This window comes from Luteimonas sp. BLCC-B24, from assembly GCF_028550595.1.
Classification (GTDB): Bacteria; Pseudomonadota; Gammaproteobacteria; order Xanthomonadales; family Xanthomonadaceae; genus Luteimonas.
On record NZ_JAQQGN010000001.1, the window covers coordinates 502,096 to 520,940 of the forward strand.

Annotated in this window: 14 protein-coding genes and 2 tRNA genes; 6 read left to right on the forward strand and 10 right to left on the reverse strand. The window is 71.2% G+C overall.

The genetic code is table 11. The features are described 5' to 3' along the window. Window positions 1–78 precede the first annotated feature (78 nt). Together phoU and rnt are read left to right on the forward strand one after the other, a co-directional pair. The gene (gene phoU, locus PQS31_RS02530; protein WP_272761099.1) at window positions 79–783 is read left to right on the forward strand and encodes a phosphate signaling complex protein PhoU; all 705 of its coding nucleotides are present in this window, start codon (window positions 79–81) and stop codon (window positions 781–783) included. A gap of 96 nt (window positions 784–879) precedes the next feature. Next, complete coding sequence (rnt, locus tag PQS31_RS02535; RefSeq protein WP_272761100.1) at window positions 880–1,536, forward strand: ribonuclease T; 657 nt, start codon at window positions 880–882, stop codon at window positions 1,534–1,536. 13 nt (window positions 1,537–1,549) lie between these two features. Here the strand turns inward: rnt and PQS31_RS02540 are convergent, their stop codons facing one another. The 5 genes from PQS31_RS02540 to rnr form a co-directional block, all read right to left on the reverse strand. Next, window positions 1,550–2,683, reverse strand: coding sequence for a metallophosphoesterase (locus PQS31_RS02540; RefSeq protein ID WP_272761101.1), 1,134 nt, complete (start codon window positions 2,681–2,683; stop codon window positions 1,550–1,552). A gap of 170 nt (window positions 2,684–2,853) precedes the next feature. Continuing rightward, entirely contained in the window at window positions 2,854–3,168 is a 315-nt protein-coding gene (gene sugE, locus PQS31_RS02545) for a quaternary ammonium compound efflux SMR transporter SugE (RefSeq protein WP_272761102.1), read from the reverse strand. 138 nt (window positions 3,169–3,306) lie between these two features. Beyond that, a complete protein-coding gene (locus PQS31_RS02550) occupies window positions 3,307–6,312 on the reverse strand; it encodes a ligand-binding sensor domain-containing diguanylate cyclase (protein ID WP_272761103.1) in 3,006 nt (1,001 codons plus the stop codon). A 35-nt stretch (window positions 6,313–6,347) separates the two neighbouring features. Continuing rightward, complete coding sequence (gene rlmB, locus PQS31_RS02555) at window positions 6,348–7,115, reverse strand: 23S rRNA (guanosine(2251)-2'-O)-methyltransferase RlmB (RefSeq protein WP_272761104.1); 768 nt, start codon at window positions 7,113–7,115, stop codon at window positions 6,348–6,350. Between the two features lie 81 nt (window positions 7,116–7,196). Then, window positions 7,197–9,656 (reverse strand): ribonuclease R, encoded by a 2,460-nt coding sequence (rnr, locus tag PQS31_RS02560; RefSeq protein ID WP_272761105.1) that lies wholly within the window; start codon window positions 9,654–9,656, stop codon window positions 7,197–7,199. 135 nt (window positions 9,657–9,791) lie between these two features. Here rnr and PQS31_RS02565 point away from each other — a divergent pair. Together PQS31_RS02565 and PQS31_RS02570 are read left to right on the forward strand one after the other, a co-directional pair. After that, window positions 9,792–9,878: transfer RNA gene (locus PQS31_RS02565), tRNA-Leu, on the forward strand. A gap of 309 nt (window positions 9,879–10,187) precedes the next feature. Then, window positions 10,188–10,274 (forward strand) — tRNA-Leu (locus PQS31_RS02570). Window positions 10,275–10,469: 195 nt separating this feature from the next. Here PQS31_RS02570 and PQS31_RS02575 read toward each other — a convergent pair. From PQS31_RS02575 to PQS31_RS02595, 5 genes are all read right to left on the reverse strand, one after another. After that, the gene (locus PQS31_RS02575; RefSeq protein ID WP_272761106.1) at window positions 10,470–10,691 is read right to left on the reverse strand and encodes a hypothetical protein; all 222 of its coding nucleotides are present in this window, start codon (window positions 10,689–10,691) and stop codon (window positions 10,470–10,472) included. Window positions 10,692–10,807: 116 nt separating this feature from the next. Further along, a complete protein-coding gene (gene cydX / locus PQS31_RS02580; RefSeq protein ID WP_272761107.1) occupies window positions 10,808–10,918 on the reverse strand; it encodes a cytochrome bd-I oxidase subunit CydX in 111 nt (36 codons plus the stop codon). 37 nt (window positions 10,919–10,955) lie between these two features. Continuing rightward, the gene (gene cydB / locus PQS31_RS02585; RefSeq protein WP_272761108.1) at window positions 10,956–12,104 is read right to left on the reverse strand and encodes a cytochrome d ubiquinol oxidase subunit II; all 1,149 of its coding nucleotides are present in this window, start codon (window positions 12,102–12,104) and stop codon (window positions 10,956–10,958) included. Between the two features lie 31 nt (window positions 12,105–12,135). Then, a complete protein-coding gene (locus tag PQS31_RS02590) occupies window positions 12,136–13,761 on the reverse strand; it encodes a cytochrome ubiquinol oxidase subunit I (protein WP_272761109.1) in 1,626 nt (541 codons plus the stop codon). A 282-nt stretch (window positions 13,762–14,043) separates the two neighbouring features. After that, window positions 14,044–14,808, reverse strand: coding sequence for a helix-turn-helix domain-containing protein (locus tag PQS31_RS02595; protein WP_272761110.1), 765 nt, complete (start codon window positions 14,806–14,808; stop codon window positions 14,044–14,046). A 94-nt stretch (window positions 14,809–14,902) separates the two neighbouring features. On the opposite strand from PQS31_RS02595, the gene PQS31_RS02600 reads away from it, so the two are divergent. Both PQS31_RS02600 and parC read left to right on the forward strand, forming a co-directional pair. Beyond that, the gene (locus tag PQS31_RS02600; RefSeq protein ID WP_272761111.1) at window positions 14,903–16,384 is read left to right on the forward strand and encodes a S41 family peptidase; all 1,482 of its coding nucleotides are present in this window, start codon (window positions 14,903–14,905) and stop codon (window positions 16,382–16,384) included. Between the two features lie 30 nt (window positions 16,385–16,414). Continuing rightward, window positions 16,415–18,658, forward strand: a complete 2,244-nt coding sequence (parC, locus tag PQS31_RS02605) for a DNA topoisomerase IV subunit A (protein WP_272761112.1) — start codon at window positions 16,415–16,417, stop codon at window positions 18,656–18,658. Window positions 18,659–18,845 lie beyond the last annotated feature (187 nt).

Below are 18,845 nucleotides of genomic sequence, written 5' to 3' on the forward strand. Positions count from 1 at the left end.
CGAGCAGTCGACGCCAGCGGATCGCCCATCGCTTGTCCCAATCACGAATTACGAATCACCAATCACGGACCCACCTCCATGCCCATCCAACCCAACGACCACATCGTCAAGAGCTACGACGACGAGCGCAACCGGCTCACGCAGGAAATCCTGCGCATGGGCGAAATGGCCGCCTCGCAGCTCGAAGCCGCGCTGGATGTCGTGGAGCGCCGTGACGACAAGGCGGCCGAGCGCATCATCGCCAACGACGATGCGATCGACGCGCTCGAGCACGAGGTCAGCCAGGACGTGATGAAGCTGGCGCTGCGCGGCCCGATGGCGCGCGACCTGCGCGAGATCCTCGCGGCCCTGCGCATCGCCGCCGACATCGAGCGCATCGGCGATTACGCCGCGAACGTCGCCAAGCGCTCGACCGCGCTCAACCTGGCGCCGCCGCTGCCGCATACCCGCGGGCTCACGGTGCTAGGCCAGCTGGCCGTGCGCCAGGTGCGCGACGTGCTGGTCGCGTTCCGCGACAACGATGCCGAGGCGGCCCAGCGCGTGCGCGACCAGGACGCGGAGATCGACACCGTCTACACCAGCCTGTTCCGCGAGCTGCTGACCTACATGATGGAAGACCCGCGTGCGATCACGCCGAGCACCCATCTGCTGTTCATGGCCAAGAACATCGAGCGCATCGGCGACCACGCGACCAACATCGCCGAGAACATCTGGTTCCTGGTCCACGGCGACGACGCCCTGCCGCCGCGCGACAAGCGCGACGAGACCAATACGGTCTCCTGAGGCGCCGAGCCGCGGCGCGCGACGCGCCTCGAACCGTGACGCGCGGTCGCACGCCGCGCGTCCGGGTGCGGCGGACGCTCTGCTAGGCTTGTGCGCATGAGCGATCTCGACGTTCCGACCGCGCCGGTCGCAGCCGCCACGCCCCATCTTCCGATGTCACGCCGCTTCCGCGGCTTCCTGCCGGTCGTCGTCGACGTCGAGACCGGCGGCTTCGACGCGCGTCGCCATGCGCTGCTGGAGATCGCGGCGATTCCGCTCGACCTCGATGCCGACGGGCGGCTGGCGCTCGGCCGGTCGGTGCATGCGCACGTGGAGCCCGCACCGGGCACGCAGATCGATCCGCAGTCGCTGGAAGTGACCGGCATCGACATCCATCACCCCTTCCGTCTGGCGCGCAGCGAGTACGACGCGCTCGAGCACATCTTCGCCGGCGTCCGCGCCGCGGTGCGCCACCACCAGTGCCAACGCGCGATCCTGGTCGGCCACAACGCGCATTTCGACCTGGGCTTCGTCAACGCCGCCGTCGAGCGCAGCGGCCACAAGCGCAATCCCTTCCATCCCTTCAGCGTGTTCGACACGGTGACGCTGGCGGGCGTGGCCTACGGCCAGACCGTGCTCGCGCGCGCCGTGCAGGCGGCCGGCTTCGAATGGAACCAGAGCCAGGCGCACTCGGCGCTCTACGACACCGAGCAGACCGCCCGCCTGTTCTGCCGCATCGCCAACGCCTGGCCGGCCCCCGCGCCGGCTGCCTGAGCACGCGCGGTCGTCAACCGGGCGGCGCCGCGCGCAACGTGATCAGCGCGATCTCCGACGGCACGCCGATCCGCGTCGCGAAGCCCGGCCACAGGCCGGCACCGTTGCCGACGTAGAGCGTCATGCCGTCGACTGCATAGCGGCCGGAAACGAAGCCCCCGTTGGCGCGCTTGACCAGCCGATCCATTCCGAGGATGTGACCGCCATGGGTGTGCCCGGACAGCTGCAGCGCCACGCCGGCCCGGGCCCGCGCGCGTGCGTCGCGCGGGCGGTGTTCGAGCAGGATCACCGGCGCCGCGGGATCGGCACCCGCGAGCGCCGCCGCGAGGTCGGGCATCGGCAGTCCGTAGCGCGCCGCCACCGGATCGGTGACCCCGGCGAGCGTCAGGACCGCATCGCCGCGCCGGATCGCGAGATGCCCGTTTTCCAGCACCTGCATGCCGAGCGCCCGCAGCGCCGGCATCCACGCGCGGTACTGCGCGTAGTACTCGTGGTTGCCGGTGACCGCGACCACGCCGTCCGGCGCCTGCAGGTCGGCCAGCGGCCGCACGTCGTCGGCCCGGGCGCGCGGGCTGCCGTCGACCATGTCGCCGGTGAGCACGACCAGATCCGGCCGCTGCGCATTGCCCGCCGCCACGACCTCGGCGACCCAGTCGCCGGTGAGCAGGCGGCTGGCGTGCAGATCGGTGATCTGCAGCAGGCGGTAGCCGTCGAATGCATCGGGCAGGCCTTCGATCGCGATCTCGACCTGTCGCACCTGCGGCACCGCCATCGCCTGCCAGGTGCCGTAGCCCGACAGCAGCAATGCGAGCACCGCCGCGAGCGGGCGCACGCCGGGCCGACGCAGCGCCGTCAGCGCCCCGCGCCGACGCAGCGCCCAGGCGAGCACGCACAGCGCATCGAGCAGCAGCACGAACACCGTCGTCAACAACAGGGCGATGAACCCGGTGCCGAGCATCGCGATGGCGGCTGTCGGAATCTCCGGCGAGGCCATGCTGCCGGCGAAGCGCGCGACGATGCGGTGATGCAGCGCGAGTCCGAGCACCAGCACCGCGAGAGCAGCGCGGGCGGCACGCGGCCACGGCAGGGGCCAGACCACACGCAGGACGAGATAGCACGCAAGAACGACCGCTACGACACTCAGCACACGAAATCCAATGGCAGCGCGACGACGGCGCAGCGCACCGCGCCCTCAGGGCCGGTCATGGTGGGCGATGCGCCGCCCGCATGCCAGCGGCGCGCCGCGCCGGAGACGCGGCCGTCGCAGGATGCAGCGTTGCGGCGACGACGCGCGCGCCGCAGCACACGCATCGCGATTCAGCTCGCGAGCTTGAGTCCGACCAGGCCCGCGACGATGAGTCCGAGACTCACCAGGCGCGCCACCGTCGCCGGCTCGTCGAACAGCAGCATGCCGAGCAAGGCGGTGCCGACGGCGCCGATGCCCACCCAGATCGCGTAGGCGGTGCCCAGCGGCAGCGATTTCATCGCCAGACCGAGCAGCGTGATGCTCACGCCCATCGCGGCGACCGTGCCCAGCGTGGGCCAGAGTCGGGTGAAGCCCTCGGTGTATTTGAGTCCGATCGCCCAGGCGATTTCGAACACACCGGCGAGCAGCAGGATGAACCACGACATCGGACACCTCCATCGATCGAAGATGGGGCCGTCCCCGTGCGCGGTGCCGACCGGCAGGGTCGTCCCTGCCACCGTGAGCCGCCATGCTAGTGCGCGGCGCCTGAATGTCCACGCGCCGCGTCGCGGCAGGGCGAACCGTCAGAGGTCGCAGAGCCGATCGCGTCCTGCGCTCTTGGCGCGGTACAGGGCCATGTCCGCGCGGCGCATCAGCTGCGCGGGCGCGGTGTCGAGCGGATCGAGCATCGCCGCGCCTGCGCTGATCGTCACGCGCAGGCCGGGCACACCGCCCCACCCGTCCTCCGCCGCAAAGGCCTCGCGCAGGCGTGCATACAGCCCGTGCGCTTCGTCGAGGGTCGCATCGACGAGGATCATCGCGAATTCCTCGCCACCGATCCGCGCCGCGATGTCCGACGTACGGCAGACACCGGCGAGCAGCGCGCCGGCACGGCGCAGCACCTCGTCGCCCGCGGCATGACTGTGCACGTCGTTGATCGCCTTGAACCGGTCGATGTCGAGGATCATCAGGCACAGCGGCTGGCGCCGGCGGTGCGCGCGTGCGACCTCGCGCGCGAGTGCACCGTCGAAACTGCGCCGGTTGGGCAGGCCGGTCAGGGCGTCCTCGTAGGCCTGGCGTTCGAAGGTTTCGGCCTGGGCGCGCAGCCGGGCCAGCAGTTCGGTCTTCTCGCTGTCGGCTTCGAGCAGCTGCGCGGCCTGGGTCTGCAGCACGCGCGTGCGGTCGTCGACCAGCTGCGCCAGACGCGCGTTGGCACGGCGGTAGCGCAGGATGCGCGTGCGGTAGGCCAGGGCAAGTCCGGCCAGCACCAGCATCACCGCCAGCGCCTGCACGCTGCGACGCTGCCACCAGGCCGGCACGACGGTGAAGTGCCACTGCGCGTCGCGGGTGCTCCAGTCGCCTTCGGGATGCGCGGCCGAGACGTGCAGCACGTAATCGCCCGGCGGCAGGCCGACGACATCGAGACTGCGCTGGCGGCCGCGTTCCACCCAGTCGCTGTCCAGGCCCTCGAGGCGCGTGCGGAAACGGATGCGCTCGGACATCAGGAAGCTCAGGCCCACGTAGGACACCGACAGACGCGCGCCGCTGGACACGCGCGCGCCGTCGCGCACGGCGACGGGCGCGCCGTCGACGCGCACTGATTCGATCCGCGGCAGCGGCGCCGGACGCCGCTGGGCCGCCCGCCAGCGCAGGGGATCGACGCCGCTGAGGCCGACCGCCGTCGCCATCCACACCGACCCGTCGCGGCGCAGCAGGGCGGAGGGCGATGAGCTGCCATTGCCCTGGGCGTTGGACATGCCGTCGATCTCGTCGTAGCGCTCCACCGGCACGCGCGCGCGACGCCCGTCGGCGACCGCGTCGAGATCGTCCATGCGCGCCCGCAGCATGCCGCGATTGCTGGTGATCCAGGCATTGCCGATGCGGTCGGGCACGATCTGGAACACGGTGTCGACCGGCAGGCCCTGCTCCAGGCCCACGCGCGCCAGGCGGCCGCCCTGCGCCCGGTACAGGCCGCGGTCGGTCGCCAGCCACACGGCGTCGCCGATGCGCCGGAACGCGAACACGGTGCGCGCGCCGTCGGCGACGGGCAGTTGCAGATGGCGGACCCGGCCGCCCTCGAGCACGCTCGCGCCTTCGACCGAGCCGATCCACAGCGCGCCGTCGATCCACGCCAGCGACGTCACCAGACTGGTCGGAAGGCCCGGCACGCGCGGCGTGGCGGGACGGCCGTCGACCAGGCGCACCGGGCCGCTGTGCGTCGCCAGCCACACCGCGCCGTCGTCGGCGGCTTCGATTGCGCGGATGTGCCCCGGAAACCCGTCGAGGCGCTGCACCACCTGGCCGTCGCGCACCCGGAACACCCGTCCGCCGTAGGCGCCCACCCACAGATCGCCCCGGGTGTCGTGGGCCAGGCTGAGCACCGAGGGCGGCACGCCGGGCTGCAGCGTCACGCGCGCCAGCCGTCCGTCCGCGCCCTGCCGGTCCAGGCCGCCACTGCCGCCCACCCACAGCCGGCCGCGATCGTCCTCGATCAGCGCGCGGACGTAGTCGCCACTGAGCCCGTCGCGAACCAGGAGCCGCTCGAACAGGGTCTCGCGCACCCGGAACAGCCCCCCGTTCGCGCCGGCCCAGATGCTGCCTTCGGCGTCCTCGAGCAACTGCACGATGCGGCCTGCCGGCCGGGCGGCGTCCGCCGGGGGCGATTCGACCCCGCGCGCGCCGATGCGCAGCAGGCCCCGGCTCTCGCTGCCCAGCCACAGGTCGCCGTGCCGGTCCTGCAGCATCGCGGTGAAGTCGCCCTGGCCCGGAATCCGGTGCACGCGCCGCGTCCGCGCGCCGTCGACGCGGTAGACGCCGTCGCCCGCGACCAGCCAGATCACGCCGTCCGGTGCCCGGTAGGGCCAGGCCAGGCCGGGCGGGAGGCCGAGTGCAGGCGAGGCGCTGCGCAGTTCACCGTCGGTGTCGCGAACGACCAGCCCGTCCAGGCCGCCGATCCAGATCCGGCCGTCGTCACCGACGGCCATGTGCGGGTAGCTCAGCGGCAACGGCACGCCGGCCGGCGCTTCGATGTACTCGAACCGGCCATCCGGATGCAGGCACCCCAGGCCGCGGCCTTCGAACAGCAGCCACAGCCGTCCCTGGGCATCCATCGCCATCGCATGGATGAGCACCTGCGGCCAGCCGGCCTCGGCCGAGCGCCAGAAGCGCCAGTTGCCGTCGCCGGCCCGTCGGCCGAGATTGCCGCGGGAGTCGCTGAACCACAGCGCGCCCTCGGGATCGACGTAGAGCGCGCCGACGCCGTTGTCGGGCAGCGCCGGCTCCGGGGTGCCGCGGTCGTAGACCGTGAACTCGAGGCCGTCGTAGCGCACCAGACCTTCCCAGGTCGCCAGCCACAGGTAGCCATCGGGCGTCTGCGCGAGATCGCGCACCGAGTTGTGCGGCAAGCCTTCGCGCGATGTCCACCGGTCGAACGCGTAGTCGCGCAGCGGGGCCGGCGCATCGGTCGAGCCCGGTGCGGCGGCGAACGCGCAGGCGGCCGTCCAGGCCGCGAGCAGCCCCAGCGCCCACGCCAGTCCCCGGCGCTGCCACCCGATGCGTCGGCGCGTGCCCCGCCGTGCCACTGCGATCATCCCCGTCGCCCCCGTCGCCCCCGACGCCGCTGCCGTCAGCGGGACATCCGCTGGCGCACGGCTTCGAACAGGGTCACGCCGGCCGCCACCGACACGTTGAGGCTCTCGACACCGGCGGCGCCGGCGGCGCCCGGCATCGGAATGGTCGCGAGCTGGTCGCAATGCTCGCGCGTGAGCCGGCGCAGGCCGTCCGCTTCGCCGCCCAGCACCAGGGCGACATGGCCGCGCAGGTCGATCGCGTACAACGAGGCCTCGGCTTCACCGGCCAGGCCGTAGATCCACACACCCAGTTTCTGCAGATCGCGCAGCGTGCGCGACAGGTTGGTCACCCGCACCACCGGCACGTGGTCGGCGGCGCCGGCCGAGGTCTTGCGCACGGTGGCATTGACCTGCACCGCCTTGTCCTTGGGAATCACCACGGCGGTCACACCGGCGGCCGCGGCACTGCGCAGGCAGGCGCCGAGGTTGTGCGGGTCCTGCACCCCGTCGAGCACCAGCAGCAGCGCCCTGCCCTCGGCGGCCTCGACCAGGCCTTCGAGCTCGTTCTCGTCCCAGGTCTTCGCTGCGGCGTAGCGCGCGGCCGCACCCTGGTGGCGCAGGCCGCCGGCCACGCCGTCGAGCGCCTGCTGGTTGACCCGGCGCACGTCGATGTCGCGCCGGCGGGCGTCGGATTCGATCTCCGCGATGCGCGGATTCTTCGCGCCGGCTTCGAGCAGCACCTCGCGCACGTTGTCGGCGTCGTGCTCGACGGCTGCCGCGACGGCATTGATGCCGACGATCCACTGGTTCTGCTTGTTGCTCATGCGACGGATTCCGGAGAAGACGGGCCGGGCTGGCGCCGGCGCCGGTTCGACGACCGGCCCCGCACCCGGAAACCGCGCATTTTAGTACGGACGCTTCTCGCGTTTGGCCGGTTTTCCGCGCGGCGGCGGCGGTTTCGGCTCGCCCGGCAGGCCCGAGTCGGCCTCGACGAGGCGGAAATCGATCTTCCGGTCCTCGAGACTGGCCTTGAGCACGAGAATGCGCACCCGGTCACCCAGGCGGAACTCGCGACCCGCGCGCTGGCCGCTGAGCATCCGCCGGATCGGATCGAAGCTGTAGAAATCGTTCGGCAGCTGGGTCACGTGGACCAGGCCGTTGACCTTGGACTGGTCCAGTTCGACGAACAGGCCGAAGCTGGTCACGCCGCTGATCACGCCGTCGAACTGGCCCCCGACATGTTGTTCCATCCAGGCCGCGCGGTAGCGCTCGTCGACCTCGCGCTCGGCCTCGTCGGCGCGGCGCGCGCGCTCGGAGCACTGCAGCGACAGGCTCTCCATCTGCCGCGGGGTGTAGATGAACTTCGCCAGCGGCTGACCCGACAGCACGTGCTTGATCGCCCGGTGCACCAGAAGATCCGGATAGCGCCGGATCGGCGAGGTGAAATGCGCGTAGGCCGCGAGCGCCAGGCCGAAATGGCCGATGTTCTCGGGCGTGTACACCGCCTGGCTCTGGCTGCGCAGCAGCACCGATTCGAGCAGCGTGGCGTCGGGCCGCTCGCGGATCTTCTTCAGCAGGTTGGTGAAATCCTTGGGCTGGACCTTCGACCACGGCGGCAGGCGCAGCGAGAATTCCTTGAGGAATTCCAGCAGATCGGCGTACTTCGCCTCCGGCGGCTTGTCGTGCACGCGGTACGGGGCGGCGATGCCGGCCTCGAGCAGGAACTCGGCCGCCTGCACGTTGGCGGCGATCATGCATTCCTCGATCAGCTTGTGCGCATCGTTGCGCTGGAGCATGCCGGCCTGGGTGACCTCGCCGGTGTTGTCGAGCACGAAACGGACTTCCGACGATTCGAACTCGATCGCGCCGCGCTTGGCGCGCGCCTTGGCCAGCACCGCGTAGAGCTGGTGCAGGCGCTCCACCTGCGGCAGCACCGGCCTGATCGCGGCGCGCGTGTCCTCGTCCTGCTCGCCCACCGCCTTCCACACCTGGGTGTAGGTCAGGCGCGCGTGCGAGTGCATCACCGCTTCATAGAACTTCGACTGCGACACCGTGCCGTCGCGCAGCACCTGCATGTCGCAGACGAAGCACATGCGGTCGACCTGGGGCTTCAGCGAGCAGATGCCGTTGGACAGTGTCTCGGGCAGCATCGGCACCACGAAGCCCGGGAAATACACGCTCGTGGCGCGCAGCTGGGCCTCGTCGTCGAGCGGCGTGCCCGGGCGGACGTAGTTCGACACGTCGGCGATCGCGACCACGAGGCGGAAGCCGTCGCGGTTGGGCTCGCAATACACGGCGTCGTCGAAATCCTTGGCGTCCTCGCCGTCGATCGTCACCAGCGGCAACGCGCGCAGATCGACGCGACCACCGATCATGCGGTCTTCGACGTCCACCGGCACCGCGGCGGCTTCGTCCAGCACCGGCTGCGGAAACTCGTGCGGCAGGTTGTGACCGTGGATCGCGGCTTCCACCACCAGCGACGGCTTGAGCACGTCACCGAGAACGGTCAGCACGCGGCCGATCGGCGGCCGGTGCGCATCACCCGGCGCGGCGATCTCGCAGACCACCAGCTGGCCGTGCTGCGCGTCGTGGCGCGCGTCGTGCGGAATCTGGATGTTGCGCTGGATGCGCTTGTCGTCGGGCACCACGAAGCTGATGCCGTGCTCGATCGCGAAGCGGCCCATCAGGCGTGTCGTGCGGCGCTCGAGCACTTCGACCACGACCCCGGCGCGGCGGCCGCGCGCATCGACATTCGTCAGGCTGGCCAGCACGCGATCGCCGTGCATGGCCTTGCGCATCTCGGCCGGCGGCAGGAACAGGTCCTCGCCCGCGCCCGAATCGGGGCGCAGGAATCCGAAGCCTTCCGGATTGGCGATCACCGTGCCCGGAATCAGATCCATGCGTTTGGCCGGCACCAGGCCGCCGCGGCGGTTCTGCAGCAACTGGCCTTCGCGCAGCATGGCCGCGATGCGCTTGCCCAGCGCGTCGGCGCGGTCGGGTTCGGTGAGCGCCAGCGTGACCGCGAGTTCGTCGACCGTCATCGGGCCGTCGGCATCCGCCAGCAGCTGCAGGATGGCCTCGCGACTCGCGATCGGATTGGCGTAGCGCGCGGCCTCACGCCCCGCGTGTGGATCGACGATGCCGTCGCCGGTGCGGGCCGGGCCGCGGTGTGCGCCGGTCGCGTGGTCGTCGCGCGGCTTGGCGGATCGCAGGGCGCGACTCAGGCCCGGGTCGGGCATCCAGGGCGGCAGCGTGCCGGACGGCTTCGCGCCGCGGGTCGGGCCGCTGGCGCGGCGATCATCGGAAGGCCGGGCAGGCCCGGACGGGGTGCGGCGTGCGCCGCGCTTGCTGGGAGGTTTTGCCATTCGCGGCATGGTACACGGGGGTCCGCAGCGCCGCGTCGAGGTGGTCGTCCGCCGCCACGCGGCCGCGCACACGCCTCCGGAGCGTCGAAGCGTTGACAAGCCGCGTGCGCATCGACACCATACGCGCCCTGACCTGCCCGGGTGGCGGAATTGGTAGACGCACTAGCTTCAGGTGCTAGCGGGGGCAACTCCGTGGAGGTTCGAGTCCTCTCCCGGGCACCAAGGTCATCACCGCCTTACCAGCGATGAACATCAAACCCGCCGATGCGGGTTTTTTTGTGCCTGACGTCCGGGCAGGGCCGCGTCGCGCCGGCGTGCATGCGCGGCACCGGAGCACGCGGGCGGATCCCGCGCGCTCGGCACCCGGCGTCAGACCGTGCGCGCCTCGGCCGGCCCGGCGTGGCGATGCGACGCCGATGCCACACCAGGCTGCGCGCGCCGTCGTCACCGGCCGACCGCAACCGGGCATCGCAGCCTGCATCCGCGCATTGACAGCCGCGCCGCGGCCCCGCAGAATTCGCGCCCTGACCTGCCCGGGTGGCGGAATTGGTAGACGCACTAGCTTCAGGTGCTAGCGGGGGCAACTCCGTGGAGGTTCGAGTCCTCTCCCGGGCACCAAGGTCATCACCGCCTTACCAGCGATGAACATCAAACCCGCCGATGCGGGTTTTTTTGTGCCCGATGTCCGGGCGCGGCGCGGGCAGGACGCCCCGGCACACGGCGGATGACGTGCGCGCAGGCGCTCTCGGGGGCTCCGGGGGCTCGCACCGTCGGGCGTCGGAGATGCGGCGATGCCCGCGCCGCGACGCGGGCTCAGCGCTCGCGATTGCCGGGATTGCCCGGCGGGCCATCGCCGCTGCGGCGCGTGGCATTGCCCTCGCGCGCACCGGGCATCGATTCGGGATCGTTGCGCTGCGCCTGGTCGCGCTTCTCCGCCGACTCGCCCGGCACCTTGGCCGTGTCGGGTGTCCGCGTTGCTTCGAGCGGGCCGCGCGTGGTGTCGGCGGCGTGCGGGGCGTGATCGTCGCGATGCATGGCGCGGCTCCGTCGGGAGGAGCCCGCAGTGTCACCGGCAGACCGCGGACCCGGCGTGATCGACGCCGGGTCCACGGCCGGGATCGGCGCATCGCTTGCGCAGGGGCGCCGGCGTGTCAGGCCTCGCGGTCGCTCCGGCGCTGTTCGCGCACCTCGAACCACATGCCGTTGAGGATGGCGAAGCTCGCGGCGAGGCCGATGCCGAGAATCCAGGCGAAATACCACATGGTGTCGTCTCCGTGCGCGGGCCGCGCCCGCGCGGTGTCAGTAGGCGTTGGGCGTGTCGGCGACGCTGGCGTCGGTGACCGGGCCGCGCAGCACGCGGTAGACCCAGGCGGTGTAGAGCAGGATCAACGGCAGGAACACCACCGTCGCCAGCAGCATGATCCACAGCGTCAGCCGGCTGCTCGAGGCATCCCACAGGGTCAGGCTGGCGCCCGGCATCGTCGAGGACGGCAGCAGGAACGGAAACAGCGCGAAGCCGACGGTGAGGATCACGCCTGCGATGGCACTGCCGCAGGCCAGCAGTGCCTGGCCGCCGCGGCGCATGCGCAGCAGCGCCGCGGCGGCGAGCGCCCCGACGATGCCCAGCACCGGCGCGGCGATCGTCCACGGCATCGTGCGGTAGTTCGCCATCCACAGGCCCGGCCCGGTGCCGACGGTCTTGTGCAGCGGGTTGGACGCGAACGCGCCGTCGATCACCGACTCGACGCGGAACCCCGTGATCCCGGTCGCGATCCACACCCCCGCCAGCGCGAACAGTGCGGCGCCCAGCAGCGCCGCGACGCTGCCGTAGCGCGCGGCGCGCTCGGCGATCGCACCGCCGGTCTTGAGCACCAGCATCGCTGCGCCATGCGCGACCAGCAGGCTCAGGCTGACCAGCCCGGCCAGGAGGGCGAACGGCGTGAGCAGGCCGAAGAAGCCCCCGGTGTAGACCGGGCGCAGCTCGGGCGTGAAGTGGAACGGCACGCCGAGCAGCACGTTGCCGACCGCGACCCCGAAGATCAGTGCCGGCACCGCGCCGCCGATGAACAGCGCCCAGTCCCAGCTCTGCTTCCAGCGCGTGTGCTCGACCTTGCCGCGGAACTTGAACCCCACCGGGCGCAGGATCAGCGCGAACAGGATCACGAACATCGCCAGGTAGAAGCCCGAGAAGCTCACCGCGTACAGCGGCGGAAACGCGGCGAAGATCGCACCGCCGCCGAGGATCAGCCACACCTGGTTGCCCTCCCACACCGGGCCGATGGTGTTGACGACGATGCGGCGTTCGGCGTCGGTGCGCGCGACGAAGGGCAAGAGCGCGCCGACCCCGAGGTCGAAGCCGTCCATGACCGCGAAGCCGATCAGCAGCACGCCCAGCAGCAGCCACCAGATCAGCCGCAGCGTCGCGTAGTCGAGTGGAATGAAGTCCATGGAAATGTCCTCGTGACGTCGTGGACGCGGGTCAGGCGCGGACGGCCGACGGCGCGTCGAGCGCGTCGAGGCCGGAAGGATCGAGATCGGGCGCGGTGTCGTCGATCGCGGCCGGGGCGTCGTCCCGGGCCGGCGGCGCGAGCAGGTCGGGCCCCTTGCGGATCGCGGCGAGCATCAGCTTGATCTCGACGATCGCCAGGCCCGTGTAGATGGCCACGAACCCCGCCAGCGAGATCAGGATGTCGCGCAGCGCCAGCCCGGACGCGGCGTAGAACGTCGGCAGGACGCCCTCCACCACCCAGGGCTGGCGGCCGTATTCGGCCACGAACCAGCCGCATTCGCTGGCGATCCACGGCAGCGGCAGGCTCAGCACGGCGGCCCACAGGAACCAGCGCGTGCGCTCCAGCCGGCCGGTGGTCACCATCCAGAACGCGAGCGCGAAGAACGCGATGAGGTAGAAGCCGATGCCGGCCATCACCCGGAACGTCCAGAACAGCGGCGCCACGCGCGGCACGGTGTCGAGCGCCGCCTGGGAAATCTCGGCCTCGGTGGCGGCCAGGATGTCCTCGCGGTAGCGCTTGAGCAGCAGGCCGTGGCCGAGGTCGGCCCAGTGCCGGTCGAATGCCGCGCGTGCGGCCACGTCGGTGCGATCCTCGCGCAGCCGCTCCAGCGCCGCGTAGGCGAGCTGGCCGCCGCGGATGCGGTGCTCGGCGCGCTCGACCAGATCGAGGATGCCGGGAATCTCGCCGTCGATCGAGCGCGTGGCGATCAGACCCATCAGCCACGGGATCTTGACCTCGAAGCGGTTGGACTGCGTGGCCTGGTCCGGCAGGCCGATCACGGTGAACCCGGCCGGCGCCGGTTCGGTATGCCACATCGCCTCGATCGCGGCGAGCTTCATCTTCTGGTGCTCGGTGGCCGCGTAGCCGCTCTCGTCGCCCAGCACCACGACGCTCAGCGCCGACGCCAGACCGAAGCTCGCGGCCACCGCGATCGAGCGCCGCGCGATGTCGCGATGCTTGCCGCGCAGCAGGTACAGCGCGCTGATCGACATCACGAAGATCGCGCCGGTCACGTAGCCCGCCGACACCGTGTGCACGAACTTGGCCTGGGCCACCGGATTGAAGATCACCGCCATGAAATCGACGATCTCCATGCGCATGGTGTCCGGGTTGAACACCGCGCCCACCGGGTTCTGCATCCAGCCGTTGGCGACCAGGATCCACAGCGCCGAGAAGTTCGCACCCAGTGCGACCATCCAGGTCACCACCAGGTGCTGGATCTTCGACAGCCGCTTCCAGCCGAAGAAGAACAGCCCGATGAAGGTGGCCTCGAGGAAGAACGCCATCAGGCCTTCGATCGCCAGCGGCGCACCGAAGATGTCGCCGACGTAGTGGCTGTAATAGGCCCAGTTCATGCCGAACTGGAACTCCATGACGATGCCGGTCGCCACGCCCATGGCGAAGTTGATCCCGAACAGCACGCCCCAGAACAGCGTCATCCGCCGCCACACATCGCGGCCGGTCATGACGTAGACGCTCTCCATGATCGCCATCATCAGCGACAGGCCCAGCGTCAGCGGGACGAACAGGAAGTGGTACATCGCGGTGAGCGCGAACTGCAGGCGGGACAGTTCGACGACGGTCATGTCGATCATGGTCTTCAACCGGAACGGGGCATGCGCAGATGCTCGTCCCGCGGGGCGGCCGCCGCATTGATCAGGATCAATGCACGCCGGCACCGGGCATGACACAAGGGAGACCTGCCGCGCGCGGCGCAGGTCGAACGGTCCATCACGGTCGGCGGCGCGGCGATCCGCCGGAACGGGCCACCGGGCCGACGACACGGGGCGTCAATGGACCGCAGCGCAGGACGCGGACCGGCGCCGCGCGCGGTATCCCGTCAACGCGCCGGGTCGGCGTGCGGCGCCCGGCTGGCGTTACAGCCCGGCGGCGCGGCGCAGGGCTGGCAGGTCGACCAGATCGATCGCGCGCGGATCCGTGAATGCGATCGCGCCGTCCTGGCGCAGCCGGGTGAAGCTGCGGCTGACGGTTTCGATGGTCAGGCCCAGGTGATCGGCGATGTCGGCCCGGGTCATCGGCAGGTCGACGTGCTGCGCCGCCCCGCCGCGCAGGCGCTGGCGCTCGGCCAGGTCCAGCAGGAAGCCGGCCAGGCGCTCGGCCGGCCCCATGCGCGCGAGCAGCATCAGGCTGGCGCGGGTGGCGTCGAGCTCGGCGCAGGCCTGGGCCAGCATGCCCGATTCCAGCTCGGGAAAGCGCTCGCACAGCCGACGCATGGCCGGCATCGGAAACACGCAGAGCACGCTGTCGGTGATCGCCTCGATCGTGTGCCGGTACTGGGCCGCGCCACTGAAGCCGATGAAATCGCCCGGCATCAGAAAGCCCGCCACCAGGCGTCGCCCGTCGGCCAGCAGGCGCACGCGGCGCAGCATGCCGCGGGTCACGGTGTAGACATCGCGGCGAGGCCCGCCCTCGTGGGCCAGCGTGGTGCCGGCCGCCAGAGCCAGCTCGCCCGCGGCCTCTTCCAGCGCGTGGGTCTCGGACGCCGGGAGCGCCGCGCACACCGCGAGGTGCCGCGACAGACAGCCGTCGCAGCCCGAGTGCGGCAGCCGCCGCGCGCCCGTGGCGCCCGGGCGGGCGACCGGCGCGGACGGCGTGGACCGCAGCGGAGGCTTGGTCTGCATGGCGGCATGATAGCGCCGCCGGCCGTGACTCCTGTCAGGTGCATCCACGCGCTCGCGCGGGGTGGAATGGGGGTCCCTCGCCCGGAGACCCGCCATGGACCGCACCCGCCTGCTCACCGCCGCGCTCGTCGCGGCCTGCCTGCTGCCGCCGGGCGCCGCGGCGGAGGACTGGGCGGCGCGCCTGCGCGCGGATGCCGTCGCGTTCCACGGCGCGCTGCAGGCGAGCCACCCGGGCCCGGTGGATCCGGAGAATCCGCAGTTCGCCGCGCAACTCGACGCCGGCCTCGCCCGGGTGCTGGCGCGCGCCGACGAGGTGGACGGGTTCGCCGGGTACTGGTGGGCACTGCGGGAATTCCAGGCGGGCTTCGACGACGGCCACGTGCAGCTGTCGACCGAAGACGCCGCGCCCGATCTGCCGGCGCGGTGGCCCGGCTTCCTCACCCGCTGGTCCGGCTCGGGGCACGTGGTGGCGACACGGCTGGATGCGCCCGGCCTGCCGCCGCTCGATGCCCGTCTGGTGGCCTGTGACGGAGTCGACGCCGAGACCCTGGCCGCGCAGCGCGTGGGTCGCGTGCGCGGGCGATGGAGTCTCGATGCGCAGCGGGTCACCCACGCCGGCCGCCTGTTCCTGGACGCGGGCGACCCCTGGGCGCCGCCGCCGATGCGCTGCCGGTTCACCCACGACGGACGCGAGCACGACGTCGCGCTGGACTGGCAGGTGCTCGAGGGCGACGCGCTGGCGCAGCATCTGGCCGCCACGCGCGCGCTGCATGGAACCGCCACCGGCGTGCGCACGCCGCGGCCGGGCCAGCTCTGGATCGCGGCCGGCAGCTTCGATGCGGACGAGGACGCCGACGCGCTGAACGCACTGCTGGCCGCACTCGACGACCGCGCGCGTGTGGGCGCGGCGCGGCACGTGGTGCTCGATCTGCGTGGCAATGGCGGCGGTTCCTCGCACTGGAGCCGCGAGATCGCGCGCCGGCTCTGGGGCGATGCCGCGCTCGCCGCGCTGCCGCCGGCCGACAGCCGGGTCGACTGGCGCGCGGACGCCGCCAACCTCGAGGCGATCCGCGCGTTCGGCGCGATGCTGCGGGCCCAGCCGCAGCCGGATGCCGAGCTGCTGCACTGGGTGGACGTGATCGATGGCGGCATGTCCGAGGCGCTCGCCCGCGGTGACGCGCTGTGGCGGCACCCGGTCGATGCCGACACACCTGCGCCGCCCGGCGATCCACGCCCGCGTGCCCTCGCCGCCGACGTGCCCGTCCACGTGCTGGCCGATGCCGGCTGCGCCTCGGCCTGCCTGGATGCGCTGGACCTGTGGCTGCCGCTCGGCGCGATCCACGTCGGCGGCGAGACGTCGGCCGACACGGTGTACATGGACATCCGTCAGCAGCCGCTGCCCAGCGGCCTGGCCACCGTGTCGATTCCGATGAAGGTCTATCGCGGTCGCAGCCGCGGCCACAACCAGCCCTACCGGCCGGCGCAGGTCTGGACCGGTGATTTCGCCGACGAGGCGGCGTTGTCGGCCTGGACCGCCGCCCTCGCCGACGCAGCGCGCGAGACCGGCAGCCGCTAAAATTCCGGTTCCGCCGTAGATGCTGTCCCGATGACCGAGTCCGTCCGCACCCCGTTCCATGGTTTCGAGCAATTGCCGCTGCGCGAGTTCACCGAGCGCGCCTACCTCGACTATTCGATGTACGTGGTGCTGGACCGCGCCCTGCCGTTCATCGGCGACGGGCTCAAGCCGGTGCAGCGACGCATCATCTACGCGATGAGCGAACTCGGCCTGGGCGCGAGCGCCAAGCCGAAGAAGTCCGCGCGCACCGTGGGCGACGTGATCGGCAAATACCATCCGCACGGTGACAGCGCCTGCTACGAGGCGCTGGTGCTGATGGCGCAGCCGTTCTCGTACCGGTATCCGTTGATCGACGGCCAAGGCAACTTCGGCTCCAGCGACGACCCGAAATCCTTCGCGGCGATGCGCTACACCGAATCGAAGATGACCCCGCTGGCCGAGGTGCTGCTGTCGGAACTCGGCCACGGCACCGTCGACTGGACCGACAATTTCGACGGCACGCTGGAAGAACCCTCGTGGCTGCCGGCACGCCTGCCGCACCTGCTGCTCAACGGCACCACCGGCATCGCGGTCGGCATGGCCACCGACGTGCCGCCGCACAACGTCGGTGAAATCGTCAGTGCCTGCGTGCGCCTGCTCGACGATCCCGACGCCACCGTGCGCGACCTGTGCGAACACGTGCGCGGCCCCGATTACCCCACCAGCGCCGAGATCATCACGCCGGCCGGCGATCTGCTGCAGATGTACGAGACCGGCCACGGCAGCGTGCGTGCGCGCGCGACGTTCGTGAAGGAGCACGCCAACATCGTGATCACCGCGCTGCCGCACCAGGTCAGCCCGAGCAAGGTGATCGAGCAGATCGCGGCGCAGATGCGCGCCAAGAAGCTGCCCTGGCTGGAGGACATCCGCGACGAGTCCGATCACGCCAATCCGGTGCGCGTGGTGCTGATTCCGCGCTCCAACCGCGTGGACGCCGACCAGCTGATGGGCCACCTGTTCGCGACGACGGATCTGGAAAAGAGCTACCGGGTCAACCTCAACGTCATCGGGCTCGACGGCCGGCCGCAGGTCAAGAACCTCAAGCTGCTGCTGTCGGAATGGCTGCAGTTCCGCACCACCACCGTGACCCGCCGCCTCACCCATCGCCTCGACCGGGTGGAACGCCGGCTGCACCTGCTCGACGGCCTGCTGATCGCCTTCCTCAATCTGGACGAGGTGATCCGCATCATCCGCACCGAGGACGAGCCGCGCGGCGTGCTGCAGGCGCGCTTCGGCCTGAGTGACGAGCAGGTGGACTACATCCTCGAAACGCGCCTGCGCCAGCTCGCGCGTCTGGAGGAAATGAAAATCCGCGGCGAACAGGCGGAACTGGAAAGCGAGCGTGATCGCCTGATCGCCACGCTCGAAAGCAAGAGCAAGCTCAAGAAGCTGATCAAGGACGAGCTGCTGGCGGATGCCAAGAAGTTCGGCGATGCGCGCCGCTCGCCGCTGGTCGCACGCGGCGCCGCCCAGGCCCTGGACGAGAGTGACCTGGTACCGAGCGAGCCGGTGACCATCGTGGTCAGCGAGAAGGGCTGGGTCCGCGCGGCCAAGGGCCACGATGTCGATCCGGCCGGCATGAACTACCGCGAAGGCGATGGCCTGCTCGCGTTCGCGCGCGGCCGCAGCACGCAGCAGGTGGTCTTCCTCGATTCCAACGGCCGCAGCTATTCGACGGTCGCACATTCGCTGCCGTCGGCGCGCGGCAACGGCGAACCGCTGACCGGGCGGTTCTCGCCGGCGGCGGGCGCGTCGTTCCAGGCGGTGGTGGCCGGCGAGGCGGACATGCGCTTCGTCGTCGCGTCCTCGCACGGCTACGGCTTCGTCACCCGGTTCGAGAATCTCACCGGCCGGCAGAAGGCGGGCAAGGCGATGCTGTCGCTGTCGCCGGGGTCGAGCGTGCTGCAGCCGGCGGCGGTGCGCGACGTGGAGACCGACCGTCTGGTCGTGGTCACCAGCGCCGGCCACCTGCTGGCGTTTCCGGTGACCGAACTGCCCGAGCTCGACAAGGGCAAAGGCAACAAGATCATCGAGATTCCGAAGGCCAAGCGCGGCACCGAACAGGTGGTCGCCGTGACCGTCGTGCCGCCCGGCGCCTCGCTGCTGGTGCGCTCGGGCGCGCGCACGATGACGCTGGCGTTCAAGGACCTCGAGCCTTACCTGGGTCCGCGCGCCTCGCGGGGTGGGCTGCTGCCGCGCGGCTGGCAGAAGGTCGACGGCCTGGCGATCGAGTGATCCCGCCGGGCGCGCCGCGACGGTCCGTCGTGCGCGCCCCGAGGATCGTGGGCGTGTTTGCGTCGCGTTCGCGTGCGGATGCCCTGTTCAGCGGTCCATCTCGCACGATGCGCCCGACCGCCCGACCGCGGCACCGATCGTGCGCACGTTCCCACAGCGCGCCGCATGATCCCGCGAGCGGCGCCCG